Annotated in this window: 15 protein-coding genes; 3 read left to right on the top strand and 12 right to left on the bottom strand. The window is 71.0% G+C overall.

The window, feature by feature from the left end; translation table 11 throughout:
• The 6 genes from KUF83_RS37785 to KUF83_RS37760 form a co-directional block, all read right to left on the bottom strand.
• Window positions 1-1,102: serine/threonine-protein kinase (locus tag KUF83_RS37785; RefSeq protein WP_254644946.1), on the bottom strand; the 1,102-nt coding region annotated here is incomplete at its 3' end.
• Window positions 1,039-2,559 carry a DUF6777 domain-containing protein gene (locus KUF83_RS37780; protein WP_308403316.1) on the bottom strand — a complete coding sequence of 507 codons (1,521 nt, stop codon included), beginning with the start codon at window positions 2,557-2,559 and terminating at the stop codon, window positions 1,039-1,041. The genes KUF83_RS37780 and KUF83_RS37785, both read right to left, overlap by 64 nt.
• A 211-nt stretch (window positions 2,560-2,770) precedes the next feature.
• On the bottom strand, window positions 2,771-3,721 hold the full coding sequence (locus tag KUF83_RS37775) for a cytochrome c oxidase assembly protein (RefSeq protein WP_217459564.1): 951 nt from the start codon (window positions 3,719-3,721) through the stop codon (window positions 2,771-2,773).
• A gap of 219 nt (window positions 3,722-3,940) precedes the next feature.
• Window positions 3,941-4,966 (bottom strand): 6-phosphofructokinase, encoded by a 1,026-nt coding sequence (locus KUF83_RS37770; RefSeq protein ID WP_217459563.1) that lies wholly within the window; start codon window positions 4,964-4,966, stop codon window positions 3,941-3,943.
• Between the two features lie 165 nt (window positions 4,967-5,131).
• Window positions 5,132-5,860: a type 1 glutamine amidotransferase gene (locus KUF83_RS37765; RefSeq protein ID WP_217459562.1), complete on the bottom strand. Its 729-nt coding sequence runs from the start codon at window positions 5,858-5,860 to the stop codon at window positions 5,132-5,134.
• A gap of 19 nt (window positions 5,861-5,879) precedes the next feature.
• Window positions 5,880-7,118 carry a MurT ligase domain-containing protein gene (locus KUF83_RS37760; RefSeq protein ID WP_217459561.1) on the bottom strand — a complete coding sequence of 413 codons (1,239 nt, stop codon included), beginning with the start codon at window positions 7,116-7,118 and terminating at the stop codon, window positions 5,880-5,882.
• 143 nt (window positions 7,119-7,261) lie between these two features.
• Here KUF83_RS37760 and def point away from each other — a divergent pair, with 143 nt between their 5' ends.
• Window positions 7,262-7,801, top strand: coding sequence for a peptide deformylase (gene def / locus KUF83_RS37755; protein ID WP_217459560.1), 540 nt, complete (start codon window positions 7,262-7,264; stop codon window positions 7,799-7,801).
• Window positions 7,802-8,034: 233 nt separating this feature from the next.
• Here def and KUF83_RS37750 read toward each other — a convergent pair whose 3' ends face one another.
• Window positions 8,035-8,676, bottom strand: coding sequence for a TetR family transcriptional regulator (locus tag KUF83_RS37750; RefSeq protein ID WP_217459559.1), 642 nt, complete (start codon window positions 8,674-8,676; stop codon window positions 8,035-8,037).
• Between the two features lie 169 nt (window positions 8,677-8,845).
• Between KUF83_RS37750 and KUF83_RS37745 the strand changes: the two genes are divergently transcribed.
• Window positions 8,846-10,075, top strand: a complete 1,230-nt coding sequence (locus KUF83_RS37745) for an acyl-CoA dehydrogenase family protein (RefSeq protein WP_217459558.1) — start codon at window positions 8,846-8,848, stop codon at window positions 10,073-10,075.
• Window positions 10,076-10,211: 136 nt separating this feature from the next.
• On the opposite strand, the gene KUF83_RS37740 is transcribed toward KUF83_RS37745, so the two are convergent.
• Genes KUF83_RS37740 through KUF83_RS37730 form a run of 3 tightly spaced genes read right to left on the bottom strand, consistent with a single transcriptional unit; the run spans window position 10,212 to window position 13,019 of the window.
• Window positions 10,212-10,742, bottom strand: coding sequence for a cupin domain-containing protein (locus KUF83_RS37740; protein ID WP_308403315.1), 531 nt, complete (start codon window positions 10,740-10,742; stop codon window positions 10,212-10,214).
• Window positions 10,739-11,953 carry a cytochrome P450 gene (locus KUF83_RS37735; RefSeq protein ID WP_217459557.1) on the bottom strand — a complete coding sequence of 405 codons (1,215 nt, stop codon included), beginning with the start codon at window positions 11,951-11,953 and terminating at the stop codon, window positions 10,739-10,741. The genes KUF83_RS37740 and KUF83_RS37735 overlap by 4 nt, the downstream gene beginning before the upstream one ends.
• Before the next feature lies 1 nt (window position 11,954).
• The gene (locus KUF83_RS37730; RefSeq protein WP_217459556.1) at window positions 11,955-13,019 is read right to left on the bottom strand and encodes a type III polyketide synthase; all 1,065 of its coding nucleotides are present in this window, start codon (window positions 13,017-13,019) and stop codon (window positions 11,955-11,957) included.
• A gap of 191 nt (window positions 13,020-13,210) precedes the next feature.
• Here KUF83_RS37730 and KUF83_RS37725 point away from each other — a divergent pair, with 191 nt between their 5' ends.
• Complete coding sequence (locus tag KUF83_RS37725) at window positions 13,211-13,903, top strand: transcriptional regulator (RefSeq protein ID WP_217459555.1); 693 nt, start codon at window positions 13,211-13,213, stop codon at window positions 13,901-13,903.
• 31 nt (window positions 13,904-13,934) lie between these two features.
• Here KUF83_RS37725 and KUF83_RS37720 read toward each other — a convergent pair whose 3' ends face one another.
• Both KUF83_RS37720 and KUF83_RS37715 read right to left on the bottom strand, forming a co-directional pair.
• Complete coding sequence (locus KUF83_RS37720) at window positions 13,935-14,174, bottom strand: DUF6213 family protein (RefSeq protein WP_217459554.1); 240 nt, start codon at window positions 14,172-14,174, stop codon at window positions 13,935-13,937.
• A 25-nt stretch (window positions 14,175-14,199) separates the two neighbouring features.
• Window positions 14,200-15,585, bottom strand: a complete 1,386-nt coding sequence (locus KUF83_RS37715; protein ID WP_217459553.1) for an NADP-dependent succinic semialdehyde dehydrogenase — start codon at window positions 15,583-15,585, stop codon at window positions 14,200-14,202.
• Window positions 15,586-15,645 lie beyond the last annotated feature (60 nt).

The raw sequence follows: 15,645 nt of genomic DNA, 5'->3' as shown, positions 1-15,645 counted from the left end.
CCGCGGGCCCCGCGGCGGAGGGCTCCCGCGCGGGCGGCCAGGTGCCGGGGCTCCCCGCCCGGGGCGGCGCCGAGGACGACTCCTGCCCGGCGGACGGCGCGTACCACTGCGAGCCGCTTCCGTGGCTCTGCGGGGCCTCGGGCACCGGTCGGTCGCGGGAAGGGGCCGTATGGGTGGCCCCGCCCGCCCACGGCGGCTCCGAGCCCGGGTCGAGCAGGGTCCGGGGACGCGACCGGGGCGTCAGGATCGCGGACAGCGCGGCCGCGGTCTCCTCGGCGGTGATCCGGTGGACCGGGTCCTTGACGAGCATGGCCGCGAGGAGCGGCTCCAGCGCGCCCGCCCGCAGCATGGGCCGCGGCTCCTCCAGGACGACGGCGGTGAGCGCCGCGAGCCCCGACTCACGGTCGAAGGGGCCGTGTCCCTCGACGGCGCAGTACAGCGTGCAGCCCAGCGAGAACAGGTCGGCGGCCGCGGTGGGCGGGCCGCCCCGGGTCCGCTCCGGTGCCAGGTATCCGGCGGTGCCCACCAGGGCGGAGGTCAGGGTGTACCGGGTCTCACCGCCGTCGGGCTGCACGGAGATGCCGTAGTCGGTGAGCAGCACCCGGGCGTACGGCGACCCCGCGCGGTCCGGGGCGAGGAGGATGTTGGCGGGTTTCACGTCCCGGTGCATGACACCGCGCTCGTGCCCGGCGGTCAGGGCGTCCAGCACGGCGAGCCCGATCCGGGCGCACTCGGCGGGCGCCAGGGCCCCGCGCAGGGCGATCAGCGCACTGAGATCCAGCGCCCCGGACACGTACTCCATCACGATCCAGGGCAGGCCCTCGTGCTCCAGGACGTCGTGCACGGTCACGACGTGCGGGTGACCGCGCAGGCCCGCGGCGTGCCGAGCCTCGGCGCGGGCCCGGGCGACTCTGGCCGAGCGGTCCCGGCCCGACTCACCCGGGTCGCGGAACACGATCTCCTTGAGCGCGACCTCGCAGGCCAGCCGCTGGTCGTGGGCCAGCCAGACGTGGCCCATGCCGCCACTGCCCAGCTGGTTCAGCAGGAGATAGCGGCCGCCGATGACGCGGCCGACTCCCGGCTGTGGTGCTCCTGATGACATCCGGTCACTCCCGGGTTCTGCTCCGTGTGGGCCTGTGCCGGGCTCTGTGCCGCCTCGCCGGTGTCCGACACCTCGATGTCGGATGCGCCGGTGTCCGGCGCGCCGGGCGTGGCGGGCTCGCCCGAGGCCGGGTCGCTGCGCGTGGGCTCCACCGGTGCGGGGCCGGTGGACGTCGGGGCGGCGGACGGGGGGCCGGCCGCGGGCGGCGTGCTCGACACGGTCGGGGGCGGCGGGTCCGGGGACGGCGGCGGCTTCGGGGCCGGTTTCGACGCGGTCTCGGCGGGTGTCCCGTCGTCGGGCGAGGACTGCGTCCCGGACGCGGTCCCGCCGCTGGGTGTCGGCCCCTGCCCGGACGGTGTCCCGCCGCTGGGTGTCGGCCCCTGCCCGGACGGTGTCCCGCTGCCGGGTGCCGACCCGGTCCCCGTCGGTGTGCCGCTTCCGGGCCCGGTCTCCTTGTCCGACGGCGTCCCCTTGCCGGGGGCGGACTCCGTCCCGGACGGCGCCCGGGTGCCCGGAGGCGACTTCGTCCCGGACGGTGACGAGGGCGTGGCCCCTTCACCGGACCGCGAGGCCGGATCCACACTCAGCGCCACGGCCTTCCCGAACGCCAGAGGCGTCCCCGGCCCGGGAGCGACTCCGGTCACCGGCGCGTCACCCGCAGGGAGCCCGTCTCCGGCGTACGTCACGGCCAGGCCCACCTCGGCGAGCGCCTGGCCGGCCTCGTCGAAGGTCATCCCCGCCACGGGAGGCACCTCGCGCCGCTTCGTCGCGTCGAAGGTGCTGTCCTGCTCGCCCGTGGTGCCGACAGGCCGGGTGATGGCCCTGCCGGGGTCCTCCACGTCCAGCAGGGCGATCCGCTCCAGCGGCCGCGGCGAGGGCTTGACGGTCACCACGTCCGACTTCTCGTAGCCGTCCCATTTGTCGTTGCCGTCCTGGAACTCGACCGAGATCCGCCCGGGGTCCCTGTCGAAGGCACGCAAGGGATTTCCGCATGAGCACTTCACGGCGGGAAGTCCCTGGTCGTTCACCAATACCGCGATTCCCGCCTCCAGCAATGCGTCGTAGGGGACCGTGCTGCCCTTCTTGTAGTCGTGGTTCTCCACGAGGGTGTCGTGACGCAGCAGGACGGGTGTGAGGCCGTCCACGTACCCCTCGATCCGGCCAGGTGTGATGCCCACGATCCGCGCCCATTCCCGGGCCTTTTGTTTGTTCCTGGGATCCGTGAGGAAATCCTTGAGCCGGTCGACGTCACAGACCCGCTGATCTCGCGTACCCCCGTACAGACCAGGGGTGTTGCCCTGCTGGAGGCCGCTGTGCGGTTGCTCCGGCCTGACATTCTTCTTGTCCCTGCCCAGCGATCCGTCCTCTTCGAAAAAAGGTGCGAGTGACGGTATTCCGGCCGCGACGGCCTTCACCACGAACAGGCGTTGTTCGGCGCATCCGCTGAGGATCAACACAGCGGCCAGTAGAACGGCAAGCCTTCGGACCACGGCTTTTCCGGTCCGCAACAAGCATGCGTGAATTGTCATGACCGCTCCCCCTGGCGGTTTCCCCCGTAGCCCCGCAGAGCGGAAGCAGGGCGTCACGCATCATGCTACTGAATGGAAAAGCCTTGCAGTCAAGGGGAATTGTCGAAGTGTGCGGAGTGGCCGAAAGGGGAAAAGGGGCTCAGTTACCGCGTGCGTTGAGTGAGGCCAGATAGGCGTTGTACGCCTCGAGTTCCTTGTCGCCGTCACGGTCGGCGGCCCGGTCCGACCGCCGCGCCTGCCGCTCCTCGGAGCGGTGCCACTGGAACAGCAGCGCGAGCAGCACGAGCACGGACGGGATCTCGCTGAACGCCCAGGCGATGCCGCCCGCCGCCGTCTGGTCGGCGAGGGCGTCGATGCCCAGGGAGGCGGACGGATTCCTGTACGTCTCGACCATCGGCTCGGACGCCATCATCAGCGCGATGCCGAAGAACGCGTGGAACGGCATGCCGGCGAACAGTTCCAGCATCCGCATCAGATAGCCGGGCCGGTGCGGACCGGGATCCACGCCCATGATCGGCCAGAAGAACACCAGGCCGACGGCGAGGAAGTGGCACATCATCGCGGTGTGGCCGACCGTGGATCCCATCAGGGAGTCGAAGATCGGCGTGAAGTACAGCCCGTAGAGGCTCGCGATGAACAACGGGATCGTGAACGCCGGGTGGGTGACGACCCGCATGAACCTGCTGTGCAGGAACATCAGGAGCAGCTCGCGCGGTCCCTTGCGGCCGCGCCCGGCGGTCGGCAGCGCGCGCAGCGCGAGTGTGATCGGGGCGCCGAGCAGGATCAGGATCGGCGACAGCATGCTGATCACCATGTGCTGCACCATGTGCACGCTGAACATGACCATGCCGTAGTCGTTCAGCCTGGTGCAGAGCACGAGCATCACGCTCAGGACGCCGACGACGAACGCCACGGTCCGCCCGGCCGGCCACGCGTCACCGCGCCGCACCAGCCGCACCACACCCCACCCGTACAGCGCGAGCCCCAGGAGGCAGGCGACGAGGAAGAACGGGTCGGGGGACCACTGAAGTCCCCGGCCCAGCGTGAACGGCGGCAGATCCATCGTCATGCCGTGCCCGCTGTGATCCATCCGCCGGCTCCTGGTTCGTACTGGTTGCGTGCCGTCTGTCCGCACCCAGACTAGAACCGCCCCCGGTCACGTCCGCGACCGGGGGCGGTTCTGGTCCGGGGCACCTCTCGAAGGGCGCGGCGAACTGTGCGACAGGCCACAGACCACAAGCCACAGGCGGCCCGCGGACTGTCCGCGGCCCGCGGACAGTCCGCGGGCCCGGCCGCTCTCAGCGAAGCGTCAGAGCACGCACTCCGCCTCGGCGTACCGCTCGTCCGGAACGGTCTTCAGCGTCTCGACCGCCTCGGCCAGCGACACCATCACGATGTCCGTCCCGCGCAGCGCGGTCATCTTGCCGAACTCGCCCCGGTGCACGGCCTCCACGGCATGCCACCCGAACCGGGTCGCGAGCACACGGTCGTACGCGGTGGGCGTGCCTCCGCGCTGGACGTGCCCGAGGATCACCGGACGGGCCTCCTTGCCGAGGCGCTCCTCCAGCTCGATCGAGAGCTGCCGCGCGATGCCCGCGAAGCGCTCGTGGCCGTAGACGTCCTTGCGGCCCTCGTCGTAACTCATCGTGCCCTCGCGGGGCTTCGCGCCCTCCGCGGCGACGACGATGGCGAACTTCTTGCCCGCCGAGAAGCGCTCGCCGACCTTGGTGGCCAACTCCTCGATGTCGAAAGGCCGTTCCGGGACGACGATCGCGTGGGCGCCCGCGGCCATGCCGGAGTGCAGCGCGATCCACCCGGTGTGGCGTCCCATGACCTCGACGATCAGGACCCGCTGGTGGGACTCGGCGGTGGTCTTCAGCCGGTCGAGGGCCTCGGTGGCGACGCCCACGGCCGTGTCGAAGCCGAAGGTGACGTCCGTGACCGCGATGTCGTTGTCGATGGTCTTCGGCACGCCGACGATCGGCAGGCCGCTGTCCGACAGGAGGCGGGCCGCCTTGAGCGTGCCCTCTCCACCGATCGGGATGATCGCGTCGAGCCCGAGCTCCTCGACGTGGCCCCTGGCCCGCTCCACACCGTCACGCAGATGCGCGGGCTGGACCCGGGAGGAGCCGAGCATGGTGCCGCCGCGAGCCAGGATGCCGCTCACGGCGTCCAGGTCGAGCTTGAGGTAGTCGCACTCCAAGAGGCCTTTCCAGCCGTCCCGGAAGCCGATGACCTCGTCGCCGTGGTCGACGACGGCGCGGTGTACGACGGACCGGATGACGGCGTTCAGGCCGGGGCAGTCGCCGCCGGACGTGAGGACACCAATGCGCATAGCCCGAAATACCTTCTCAACGTGGGCCGGGAACCGGACCACGCTGTCCGGCTGGACGCCGCCACCCTACCGGCGGCAGGGGGCGGATCCGCACTGTGCGTCCGCCTGCTGGACGTACCCGCACAGGTGAGCGGGCACGCGGTCGGATGGGCTCCGCCCGTGGGGTCAGGCAGGCTGCTGAGCAGCGGCGATGCGCTCGGAGCGCAGCGCCTCGTACCACCGGTCGTCGATCGGCGGCAGGGCGTTGACATCCAGTGCCAGCTTGAGCAGCAGATCGCCGATCAGCGGGTTCCGGGCGAGCACGGGACCGTGCATGTACGTGCCGAAGACCGTGTCGTTGTACGCGCCCTCCGTGCCGTCGCCCGTGCCGTTGCCCTTGCCGAGCCGCACGTTCGCGAAGGGGCGGGCGGTGGGGCCGAGGTGCGTGACGCCCTGGTGGTTCTCGAAGCCGGTCAGCGGGGGCAGGCCCAGGCGCGCGTCGATGTCGCCGAACACGTCACCGACGCACCGCTCGCCCTCGCCGCGGGTGGAGACGACGTCGAGCAGACCGAGGCCCGGCTCGCGCTGGCCCAGGTCGTTGATGAACTCGTGGCCGAGGATCTGGTAGCCGGCGCACACCGAGAAGACGATCGCGCCGTTGCCGACCGCGCGCTCCAGACCGCCGTCGCGGCGCAGCCGCTCGGCCGCGAGCCGCTGCGGCCGGTCCTCACCGCCACCGATGAGGTAGATGTCACCGGAGGTGGGGATCGGCTGGTCGCTGCGCACGTCGAGACGGGCCACGTCCAGCCCGCGCTGGCGGGCCCGGCGCTCGACGACGAGCGCGTTGCCCTGGTCGCCGTACGTGCTCAGCAGGTCCGGGTAGATCCACACCAGCCGCAGGCTGTTGTCACTCATTCTCTTCGTCCTCCGGGGTTCAGTTGCCGACACGACGCCGCAGGTCCTGGAAAGCGGTGTAGTTCGCGATGACCTCGATGCGTCCCGGCGGTGCCGCCTGCACGGCCTGGTCGAGGCTCTCGCAGACCTGGAACTGCTGGTTCGCAACCTCCAGGCGGACGGCCAGGTCCAGCTTCCGGTCGCCGAGCACGAAGATCGGGTGGCCGGTGAGCCGGGTGTAGTCGACGTCCCACAGCCAGGAGGTGTCGGTGCCGTCGGCCCCGCGCGCGTTCACGGACAGGATCACCGGGGTCGGCGGCGGGTCGATCAGGGAGAACGTCTCCAGCCAGCCCGCCGGGTTCTTGGCGAGCAGCAGACGCAGGTCGCGCTGCATGAACTGCACGACGTCGTAGCGTCCGGCCACGGCCTGCACCTGGTACATGCGTTCCAGGGCTACCTGCGGCGGTACGCCGAAGACGGCGGCGACGGCGGCCGACGAGGCAGCGTTGGCCTTGTTGGCGCGGCCCGGCAGCTGGAGGTGGATCGGCCAGGCCGAACCGTGCGGGTCGAGGACGTGGTCACCGGAGAGCGCCCAGCTCGGCGTGGGGCGGCGGAAACCGCACTCGCCGCAGAACCAGTCGTCGCCGGGGCGCTGCATCACACCGCCGCAGGACGGGCAGGACCAGGCGTCGTCCTTCCACATCTGGCCGGCGGCCACCCACACCACGTTCGGTGAGGAGGACGCCGCCCACACGACGAGCGGATCGTCGGCGTTGGCGACCACGACGGCCTTGGACCCGGCCAGGCCCTCGCGCCAGTGCTCGGCCATCATGCGGGTCTCCGCCGCGCGGTCCAGCTGGTCGCGGGAGAGGTTGAGCAGGGCGATGCACTTGGGATCAGTGTCGCGCGCCACCCCGGAGAGGTACTTCTCGTCGACCTCGATCACGGCGAACCGCGAGTCCGAGCCGCCCGCCAGCGCCGAGGTGATGCCGGCCGGCATGTTCGCGCCCAGCGCGTTCGAGACGACGGGCCCCGCGGCGCGCAGCGCCTCGGCGATCAGCCGTGTGGTGGTCGTCTTGCCGTTCGTGGCCGACACCAGGATGACGTCCAGGTGCTGTGCGAGCCGGGCCAGCAGGTCGGGGTCGAGTTTGAGCGCCACCCGGCCGCCGATCACCGATCCGCTGCCGCGGCCCGCGGCGCGGGACGCCGCTGCGACCGCCTTGCCCGCCGTCACGGCCAGCTTGGCCCGCGGCGACAGCGGGTCCGAGTTGCCTGCCATCAGTTCTCGATCCTCCTTGCGTACGGCGCCGCGCACTGCTCCCGGCAACGTGTGGCCCTCAGCCTATCGAGATCCACTCACCCACCCGAACCGCGGCACCACCCCGGCACCCGCGCGACATTGAGGACCGTACCCTTGCGGCCATGCGACACGGCTCGATCCCGGGCGCCCGAGGGCGCGTCCTTCCTCTCTCTTTGCTCGGCGACCCCGTGTTGCGCACACGGTGTGAAGAAGTCACGGAGTTCGGTCCCCAACTGGCGCGGCTCGTCGAGAACATGTTCTCGACCATGTACGCGGCGGAGGGGGTCGGGCTGGCCGCGAACCAAGTGGGAGAGTCGTTGCGGGTCTTCGTATACGACTGCCCCGACGACGAAGACCGACGACATGTGGGACATGTGGTGAACCCGCGGCTCGTGGCGGTGGACGGGGTGGTGCTGCGCGGGCCCGAGGGGTGTCTGTCGCTGCCCGGCCTGGAGGCGGGCACCGAGCGGTACGACCATGCCGTGGTGGAGGGCGTCACCATGGACGGTGAGCCGGTGCGGGTGCACGGCACCGGGTGGTTCGCCCGGTGCCTTCAGCACGAGTGCGACCATCTCGACGGTGGGTTGTACGTGGACCGGGTGCGTGGATGGCGCCACCGGCGGGTGATGTGGCAGGCGGGGCGGGCCGGTTGGAGTCGTTGAGGGTTCGCGGCCCGGTCGTCTGCTGCGGGTGCGGGTGCGGGTGCGGGTGAGGCTGCGTGGTGGCTGGTCGCGCAGTTCCCCGCGCCCCTCAAAGACTGCGCCGTTCCCCGCGCCCCTGAAAACCGCGCGGTTCCCCGCGCCCCTGAGGGACCGCGCCATTCCCCGCGCCCTTCAATGGGAGCGCGGGGAACGGTCGTTGCTCGGAGTCCGCGAACCGTGCAGCCGGCGGAACGTTAGAAGCCGGGGCCGCCGACCTTGTCGCCCGCCGCGGCCAGCCTGCCCCAGAGGAGGTCGGCCAGGGCTCGGACCAACTCGGCTCGGGCGCAGGGGCGTTCGCCGAGCCACCAGTCGCCCGCCGCGTGCATCATGCCGACGATGCCGTGGCCCCAGACGCGGGCCAACTGCTGGCTGTCCGGGCCGAGATCGACGCGCTCCTCGATGACCTCGGCGAGCTCCTCGCCCATCCGGCGCAGCAGGGGAGCGGAGAGCCCCACGGCGAAGCCCTGGTCGCTCTGCGGGCCGCCCTCCGACGGATGCATCAGGAAGCGGTACACCTGAGGGCGTGCCTCGATCGCCGCGAGGTAGGTGTCGAGCGTGGCCTCCACGCGCTGCCGGCGCTCGGCGGGGGCGTCGAGTGCGGCGCGCAGCGCTCCGAGGAGGGCGTCCGTGTGGCGCTTGGCGAGGGCAGCGTAGAGTCCGCCCTTGTCGCCGAAGTGGCGGTACAGGATCGGTTTGGTGATGCCCGCCTCCGCCGCGATGGCGTTCATCGAGGCGCCCGGGCCGTCGCGGAGCACCACCCGGTCGGCGGCCTCCAGCAGCTCGCGCCGTCGGCGGTCGGCGGACCTCTGCTGCTCGGTCCGCTGTGTGGTGTCCATGAGCTCTCCCCACCCGTGCTGATTCGGTGACGCCTGGGCAACGTAACACCCGGAGCGGGGTCTGCCTCGAACGGGCTGCCGAGCTGGAACGGGGAGTTGACTTTTACTACCGACCGGTAACAGGCTACGGTTACCGCAAGTAACACGTAAGTGCAGCCCTGGAGGGGACATGGCCGAGTTCACCATGGAGCTCAACGACGAGCAGAGGGAGGTCCGGGACTGGATCCACGGCTTCGCCGCCGACGTCATCCGCCCCGCGGCCGCCGAATGGGACGAGCGCGAGGAGACTCCCTGGCCGGTCATCCAGGAGGCCGCGAAGGTCGGCATCTACTCCCTGGACTTCTACGCCCAGCAGTACTTCGACCCCACCGGCCTCGGCATTCCCATGGCCATGGAGGAGCTGTTCTGGGGCGACGCGGGCATCGCCCTGTCGATCGTCGGCACCGGCCTCGCCGCCGTGGGCGTCCTCGCCAACGGCACCGAGGAGCAGATCGGCACCTGGATCCCCCAGATGTACGGCGATGCCAACGATGTCAAGGTCGCCGCCTTCTGCTCCTCCGAGCCCGACGCCGGCTCCGACGTCGCCTCCATGCGGACGCGCGCCGTGTACGACGAGGCCAAGGACGAGTGGGTTCTCGACGGTACGAAGACGTGGGCGACCAACGGTGGTATCGCCAACGTGCACGTCGTGGTCGCGGTCGTGGACTCCGAACTGGGCTCCAAGGGCCACGCGTCCTTCATCATCCCGCCGAACACGCCCGGTCTGTCCCAGGGCCAGAAGTTCAAGAAGCACGGCATCCGCGCCTCGCACACCGCCGAGGTCGTCCTGGAGAACGTCCGGATTCCCGGCTCCTGCCTCCTCGGCGGCAAGGAGAAGCTCGACGAGCGGCTCGCCCGCGCCCGGGAGCGCGCGAAGGCGGGAGGCGGTGAGCGCCTGAAGAACGCGGCGATGGCCACGTTCGAGGCGTCCCGCCCGGCCGTCGGCGCCATGGCGGTCGGCACGGCACGGGCCGCCTACGAGGTGGCCCTCGACTACGCGCGGACGCGTGAGCAGTTCGGTCGGCCGATCATCGACAACCAGGGCGTGGCCTTCCAGCTCGCCGACATGCGTACGTCGATCGACGCGGCCCGGCTGCTGGTGTGGCGCGCCTCCTGGATGGCCGTGAGCGGGAAGCAGTTCACCTCGGCCGAGGGCTCGATGTCGAAGCTGTTCGCCAGTGAGACGGCGAAGAAGGTCACCGGGCAGGCGATCCAGATCCTCGGCGGCAACGGGTACACGCGCGAGTACCCCGTCGAGCGGATGCACCGGGACGCGGCCATCTACACGATCTTCGAGGGCACGAGCGAGATCCAGCGGCTCGTCATCGCCCGGACGCTGTCCGGCATGCCGATCCGGTAGCGCCGAGCGGATCACTGTCCGGTGCGGGTGCGGGTGCGTCGTGGCTGAGCGCGCAGTTCCCCGCACCCCTGAAAAGCGGGGCTGCGCCCCGGCTTTCGCCCTTCAGGGGCGTGGGGAACCTGTGACGACCGGACGCCTACCGGTGGCGCAACGGCGTCAGCTGCTCGATGTCGTACCGGGACCGCAGCTCCTCGATCGCCGCGGTGTCCGGAGGACCCCCCGCGTCGAGGATGCTGAGCAGCTCGTCGAAGTAACGCTCGTGATCCGGCGGCGGGGACGCCTGGAAGAACATCTTGGCCGGGTTCCCCGTGGGGTTGGCGAACGCGTGCGGGCAGCCGGGCGGCACGACGATCACCGTGCCCGGCGTCGCCCGCACCACCCGGTTGCCCGAACCGGACTCCCAGCGCTGCCAGTTGTCGGGCGTCCGCACCCGCGGCTCGAAGGCGAGCACGTCCAGCTCGCCCTCCAGGACGTAGAAGAGCTCCTCGCTGCGCGAGTGCACATGCGCGCCGACGTCGAAGCCGGGCGGCACGATCACCTCGAAGCTGGACGCCGCCCGGGAGTGCGTACCGGTCACCTTGAAGGTGACGTGCTGGGCCGGGGTACGGACCGTACGGCCGTGGCCCGGTGGCACCAGCAGGCCCTCGGGCGGCGTGAGCGCGGTCACCAGGTGACGGGCAGGGCCTCGGGCCCGCGGATCAGCGCGCCGCGCCGCCACGGCACCTCGTCCTCGGAGACGGACAGGCGCAGCGTCGGGATCCGGTCGAGGAGCGTGTTCACCATCAGCTCCGACTCCATGCGGGCCAGCATCCCGCCCACGCAGTAGTGCGGACCGTGCCCGAACGCCAGATGCGGGTTGGGGCCGCGCTCGAAGTCGATCCGGTCGGGGTCCGGGAAGACGTCCGGGTCCCGGTTGGCGGCCAGATAGGACACGTAGACGGGATCGCCCGCCCGGATCCGTACACCCCTGAGCACGACGTCCTCCGTGGCGATCCGGGACAGGCCCACCGCGTTGCGGTGCGGGATGTAGCGCAGCAGTTCGTCCAGGGCCTGCGGGCGCAGCTCCGGTTCGGCGCGCAGCCGGTCGAACAGCGCGGGCCTGGTCAGGAGGATGTAGAGCATCTGCCCGGTGTTGTTGGTGACGGCCTCGCCGCCGATCTGGATCGGACCCGCGAGCGCCACCGCCTCCTCCTCGGTGATGTCGCCCCGACCCACCGCGGCGCCGAGCAGCGAGGTCACGTCCTCGCCCGTGGCGCCGCGCCGCTCCGCGATCAGCTTGGCGAAGTACACCTCCATGTCCCGCTTGGCGCGCTCGCTCGTCTCGGCGCCCTGCGAGGAGGAGAGGATCGCCTGCGTCCAGGTGTGCAGGGTGTGCCGGTCGTCGGCCGGGACACCCATCAGCTCGCAGATGACCGTGATCGGGAACGGGGACAGGACCCGGTCGATCAGATCGGCCGGCGGCCCGTCCCGGAGCATGCCGTCGACCATCGCGTCGAGGGTCTCCTGGGCGTTCGCCCGCAGGCGCTCGATGCCACGCGTGGTGAACGCGGCGTTCACCGCTCTGCGCAGCCGGGCGTGGTCGGGCTTGTCGACGAAGCTCATCGCACCCGGCGCCGGAATGAAGTGCGGTGCCAGCCGGGTGACCTGGCGGCCGAGGACCGCCGCGCGGCTGAACCGCGGGTCGTTCGTCACCAGCCGTACGTCCTCGTAGCGCGTGACCAGCCAGGCCCAGCCCTCGCCGTTGGGCAGCTGGATCCGGTTGACGGGGCCCTCCCGCATCAGCTCGGACAGGACGGGGTCGAAGTCGACCCCGGTCAGGTCCAGGGCCGGCCAGTGCCGTACCGGGGGTGCGGCCGTCGTCTCTTCGCTCAGGGTCATGTCACACCGTCTCTTCGTTCGTGCGGTGCCAGCGGCCCAGCGCCATCTCGGCCGTGATCCCCGGCCCGAAGCCGGCGAGCAGTCCGCGCGCCTGGTGATGGGAGCCCCCCTCGTCGAACAGCCTGCGCAGCGCGTCCAGGACGACGGCGCTGGCGATGTTCCCGTACTCGGTGAGCGTCGCCCGGCTGAACCGGAAGGCCTCCGGTGCCACTTGGAGGAACTTGCTGAGGTCGTCGAGGATCCGCGGACCCCCGGCGTGGATGATGTAGAAGTCCAGGTCGGAAGCGTCCCAGCCGTGCAGGTTCGCGAGGTCCTGGAGAGCGGGGGCGAGCGGTTCCATGGTGGCCGGCACCCGCTTGTCCAGCAGGAAGTGAAAGCCGGTGGCCCGCACGTCGTACATGATCCAGTCCTCGGTCTTGGGGATCAGGTACGAGCCGTTGCGCTCCAGGCGGATGCCCTCACCGCCCTGTCCGCGGACCACGGCCGCGGCGATGCCGTCCCCGAACAGGCCGTTGCACAGCAACGAGCCGACTCCGAGGTCGGTCGGCTGGTAGCACAGCGAGCAGAACTCGCAGGCCACGATGAGCGCGTTGGCCTCGGGGTAGGCCGTGCAGAAGTCGTGCGCCCGGTTGATCGCGGCGCCCCCGGCGGCGCAGCCGAGCTGCGCTATGGGTATCTGGCGGGTGTCGCTGGTGAACTCCATCGAGTTGATCAGCCAGGCCGTCAGCGAGGGCATCATGAAGCCCGTGCACGAGACGTAGATGATCACGTCGATGTCGGCGGCCAGGACCTCCGCGTCGTCGAGCGCCCGTTGGACGACGGCCGGCACGCGGGCCTTCGCCTCGGCCTCGTACACCTTGTTGCGTTCGGCGAAGCCGGGGTGCTTGAGCGTTTCCTCGATGGGCTGCACGATGTGCCGGGTGCGTACGCCGGTGTTCTCGATCAGCCGCAGCGCGAGCGGCAGTTGGGGGTGATCGGGGTGGCGGGAGCGCGCCAGCTCGAGCGTCTCCTCCATCGTGATCACGTATTCCGGAACGGAGACCGCGGGTCTGCACAAAGTCGCCATGTGCCTGCGCCTTCTCTCGCCCGCCGGGAACTCCCTCTCCTCGGCGGAAGGGTGGTTCCACCACGATCACCCGGGGGAGCCCGGATATCGCGCCGGACTACTCCAGACCGGGGACACGGGCCCGGGGGCACGGGCCGGAGGTGGGACCCTGGTCGCAGGGGCAGCCAGTCAGTCGGACGAAGGGACGCGCGATGACGCGGACGGCCAGGGAACTGCTGGAGAGCATCACCGCCGGGCTCGCCCCGGACTCGCATGCCAACCGGCTGCTCCCGCTGATCGCCCGGGGCGCGGCCCGCCGCGACACGCTCGCGGCCCTCGCCCTGGAGCAGGGCCATGTGATCGCCGCCGACCTCCGGGCGTTCCGCCATCTGGCCGCACGGCCGGCCGGGGAGGGGCTGTCCGCCGGGCCCGAGTGCGCCGCCTTCTTCGGCATGCTCGCGGAGGGCGAGGAGCTGGCCCGGGACCGTCTCAAAGCGTTCGCTGCCGCCTGTGGCGTGGACCCGGCACGCGAGGCGTCGTACGAGCCGCTCGCCGACTGCCAGACCTATCCCGCGTACGTGGCCTGGCTCGCGCTGAACGGCTCCCCGGCCGAGGTGGTTCTCGCCCTCAGCGCCAACTTCGCTGCCTGGGGCGGCTATTGCGCGACGATCGCCGAGGCGCTGCGCCGCCACTACGGCTTCGACGACGAGGCGTGCGGTTTCTTCGACCTCTTCGCCGAGCCGTCCGCGGAGCTGGACCGCAGGGCGCTGGCGGCTGTGGCGGCGGGCCTGGAGACCGGCCGGCTGGACGAGCACGAGGCGCACCGCCACGGGCGCCTGCTGCAGACTTACGAGACGAGGTTCTGGCACGCCCTGTGGGAACGGGACCAGCGGAGCGCCCCGTGAGCGGCGCGCGACCGTGTCCGGTGACGGTGCCCTAGCCGGAGGCACCGCCACTGCTGTGCGCGATGCACGCCACGTCGATCCGGTCGGCAAGCTTGGCGAGTTCGATGGTGAGCGCGGCGACGGTGTCCTCGTCGAGCCCGTCCTGTCCGGCTTCCACCAGATGCAGCCACCGGCCGCCCATCGTGCGCAGCAGCTTGCTCACATCGGCGGCAGCCACCTGCAGGGTCCCGCGGTCGTCGACGATCAGAGGCAGGGTCACTTCGCGGTTCACAGAGGGGATCGTAGCTCCGGAACGCTCACGCTCCGTGCCATACGGTGGTGATGTTGCAGAACTCTCGGATTCCGTGCCCCGACAGTTCACGCCCGTAGCCGGACCGCTTGACGCCGCCGAACGGGAACGCCGGGTGGGACGCCGTCATCCCGTTGACGTAGACCCCGCCGGCCTCCAGATCCCGTACGAACCGGTCGATCTCGGTGTCGTCGCGGGTCCAGACGTTGGAACTCAGCCCGAACGGCGTGTCGTTGGCGATGGCCACCGCCTCGTCGAGGTCGGCGGCGCGGTAGAGCGTCGCGACGGGCCCGAACGTCTCCTCCTGGTGGATGCGCATCTCGGGGGTGATGTCGGTGAGGACGGTGGGCGGGTAGTACCAGCCGTCCCCGTCGGGTACCTCGCCGCCGCACAGCACGGTCGCACCGCTCTCGACGGCGTCGTCGACCAGTTCCGTCAGGTCGTCGCGGCCCTGCTCGGTGGCGACCGGGCCGACGTCCGTGGCCTCGTCCAGCGGGTCGCCGACCGTGAGGGCGTTCATCCCCGCGGTGAAGCGCTCGGCGAAGGCGTCGAAGACGTCCGTGTGGACGATGAACCGCTTGGCGGCGATGCAGGACTGCCCGTTGTTCTGCACCCGGGCCGTCACGGCGGTCCTCGCCGCCTTGTCGATGTCGGCCGACGGCATGACCACGTACGGGTCGCTGCCGCCCAGCTCCAGGACGGTCTTCTTGACCTCGTCCCCGGCGACCGAGGCGACCGCGCGGCCCGCCGGTTCGCTGCCGGTCAGCGTGGCCGCCTTGACCCGCGGGTCGCGCAGAATGTCCTCGACCGCGCCGGAGCCGATGAGCAGCGTCTGGAAGCAGCCCTCCGGGTAGCCGGCCCGGCGGAAAAGGTCCTCCAGGTAGAGGGCGGTCTGCGGGACGTTCGAGGCGTGTTTGAGCAGACCGACGTTGCCCGCCATCAGCGCGGGCGCGGCGAAGCGGATCACCTGCCAGAGCGGGAAGTTCCACGGCATGACGGCGAGGACCGGGCCGAGCGGGCGGTACCGCACGAGGACACGGGAGGCGCCGGAGTCCTCGGCGTCGGCCTTGCCGCCCTCCTCGTCGGCGAGGAGTTCCTCGGCGTGGTCGGCGTACCAGCGCATCGCCTTCGCGCACTTCGCCGCCTCGGCGCGGGCCTGCTTGACGGGCTTGCCCATCTCGGTGGTCATGATCCGGCCGATGTCCTGGGCGTCGCCCTCGAGGAGATCGGCGGCCCGGTGCAGCAGCCGGGCGCGCTCCGCGAACGAGGTCGTGCGGTGATGGCGGAACGCCGCCTCCGCGGTGGCGAGGCGGTGTTCGATCTCCTCCGCGTCGAGGGCGTCGTAGGTCTTGAGCGTTTCACCTGTGGCCGGGTTGACGGTTGCGATCGGCATGGACGGGCCTCCTGGTGCGGTTCGTAGGGTGTGGGTTCGTCGTGGCTGAGCGCGCGGTTC

The organism is Streptomyces sp. BV286, from assembly GCF_019090165.1.
In the GTDB taxonomy this organism is placed as follows: Bacteria; Actinomycetota; Actinomycetes; order Streptomycetales; family Streptomycetaceae; genus Streptomyces.
Note: the sequence above shows the minus strand (reverse complement) of the source record. Positions and strands in the feature narration are given on the sequence as shown.

Excerpts from the sequence above, each read along its gene's own strand:
- KUF83_RS37775 (WP_217459564.1), bottom strand. The coding sequence starts at position 3,721 with ATGGATCACAGCGGGCACGGCATGACGATGGATCTGCCGCCGTTCACG.
- KUF83_RS37770 (WP_217459563.1), bottom strand. The coding sequence starts at position 4,966 with ATGCGCATTGGTGTCCTCACGTCCGGCGGCGACTGCCCCGGCCTGAAC.
- KUF83_RS37765 (WP_217459562.1), bottom strand. The coding sequence starts at position 5,860 with ATGAGTGACAACAGCCTGCGGCTGGTGTGGATCTACCCGGACCTGCTG.
- KUF83_RS37760 (WP_217459561.1), bottom strand. The coding sequence starts at position 7,118 with ATGGCAGGCAACTCGGACCCGCTGTCGCCGCGGGCCAAGCTGGCCGTG.
- def (WP_217459560.1), top strand. The coding sequence starts at position 7,262 with ATGCGACACGGCTCGATCCCGGGCGCCCGAGGGCGCGTCCTTCCTCTC.
- KUF83_RS37750 (WP_217459559.1), bottom strand. The coding sequence starts at position 8,676 with ATGGACACCACACAGCGGACCGAGCAGCAGAGGTCCGCCGACCGCCGA.
- KUF83_RS37745 (WP_217459558.1), top strand. The coding sequence starts at position 8,846 with ATGGCCGAGTTCACCATGGAGCTCAACGACGAGCAGAGGGAGGTCCGG.
- KUF83_RS37735 (WP_217459557.1), bottom strand. The coding sequence starts at position 11,953 with ATGACCCTGAGCGAAGAGACGACGGCCGCACCCCCGGTACGGCACTGG.
- KUF83_RS37730 (WP_217459556.1), bottom strand. The coding sequence starts at position 13,019 with ATGGCGACTTTGTGCAGACCCGCGGTCTCCGTTCCGGAATACGTGATC.
- KUF83_RS37725 (WP_217459555.1), top strand. The coding sequence starts at position 13,211 with ATGACGCGGACGGCCAGGGAACTGCTGGAGAGCATCACCGCCGGGCTC.
- KUF83_RS37715 (WP_217459553.1), bottom strand. The coding sequence starts at position 15,585 with ATGCCGATCGCAACCGTCAACCCGGCCACAGGTGAAACGCTCAAGACC.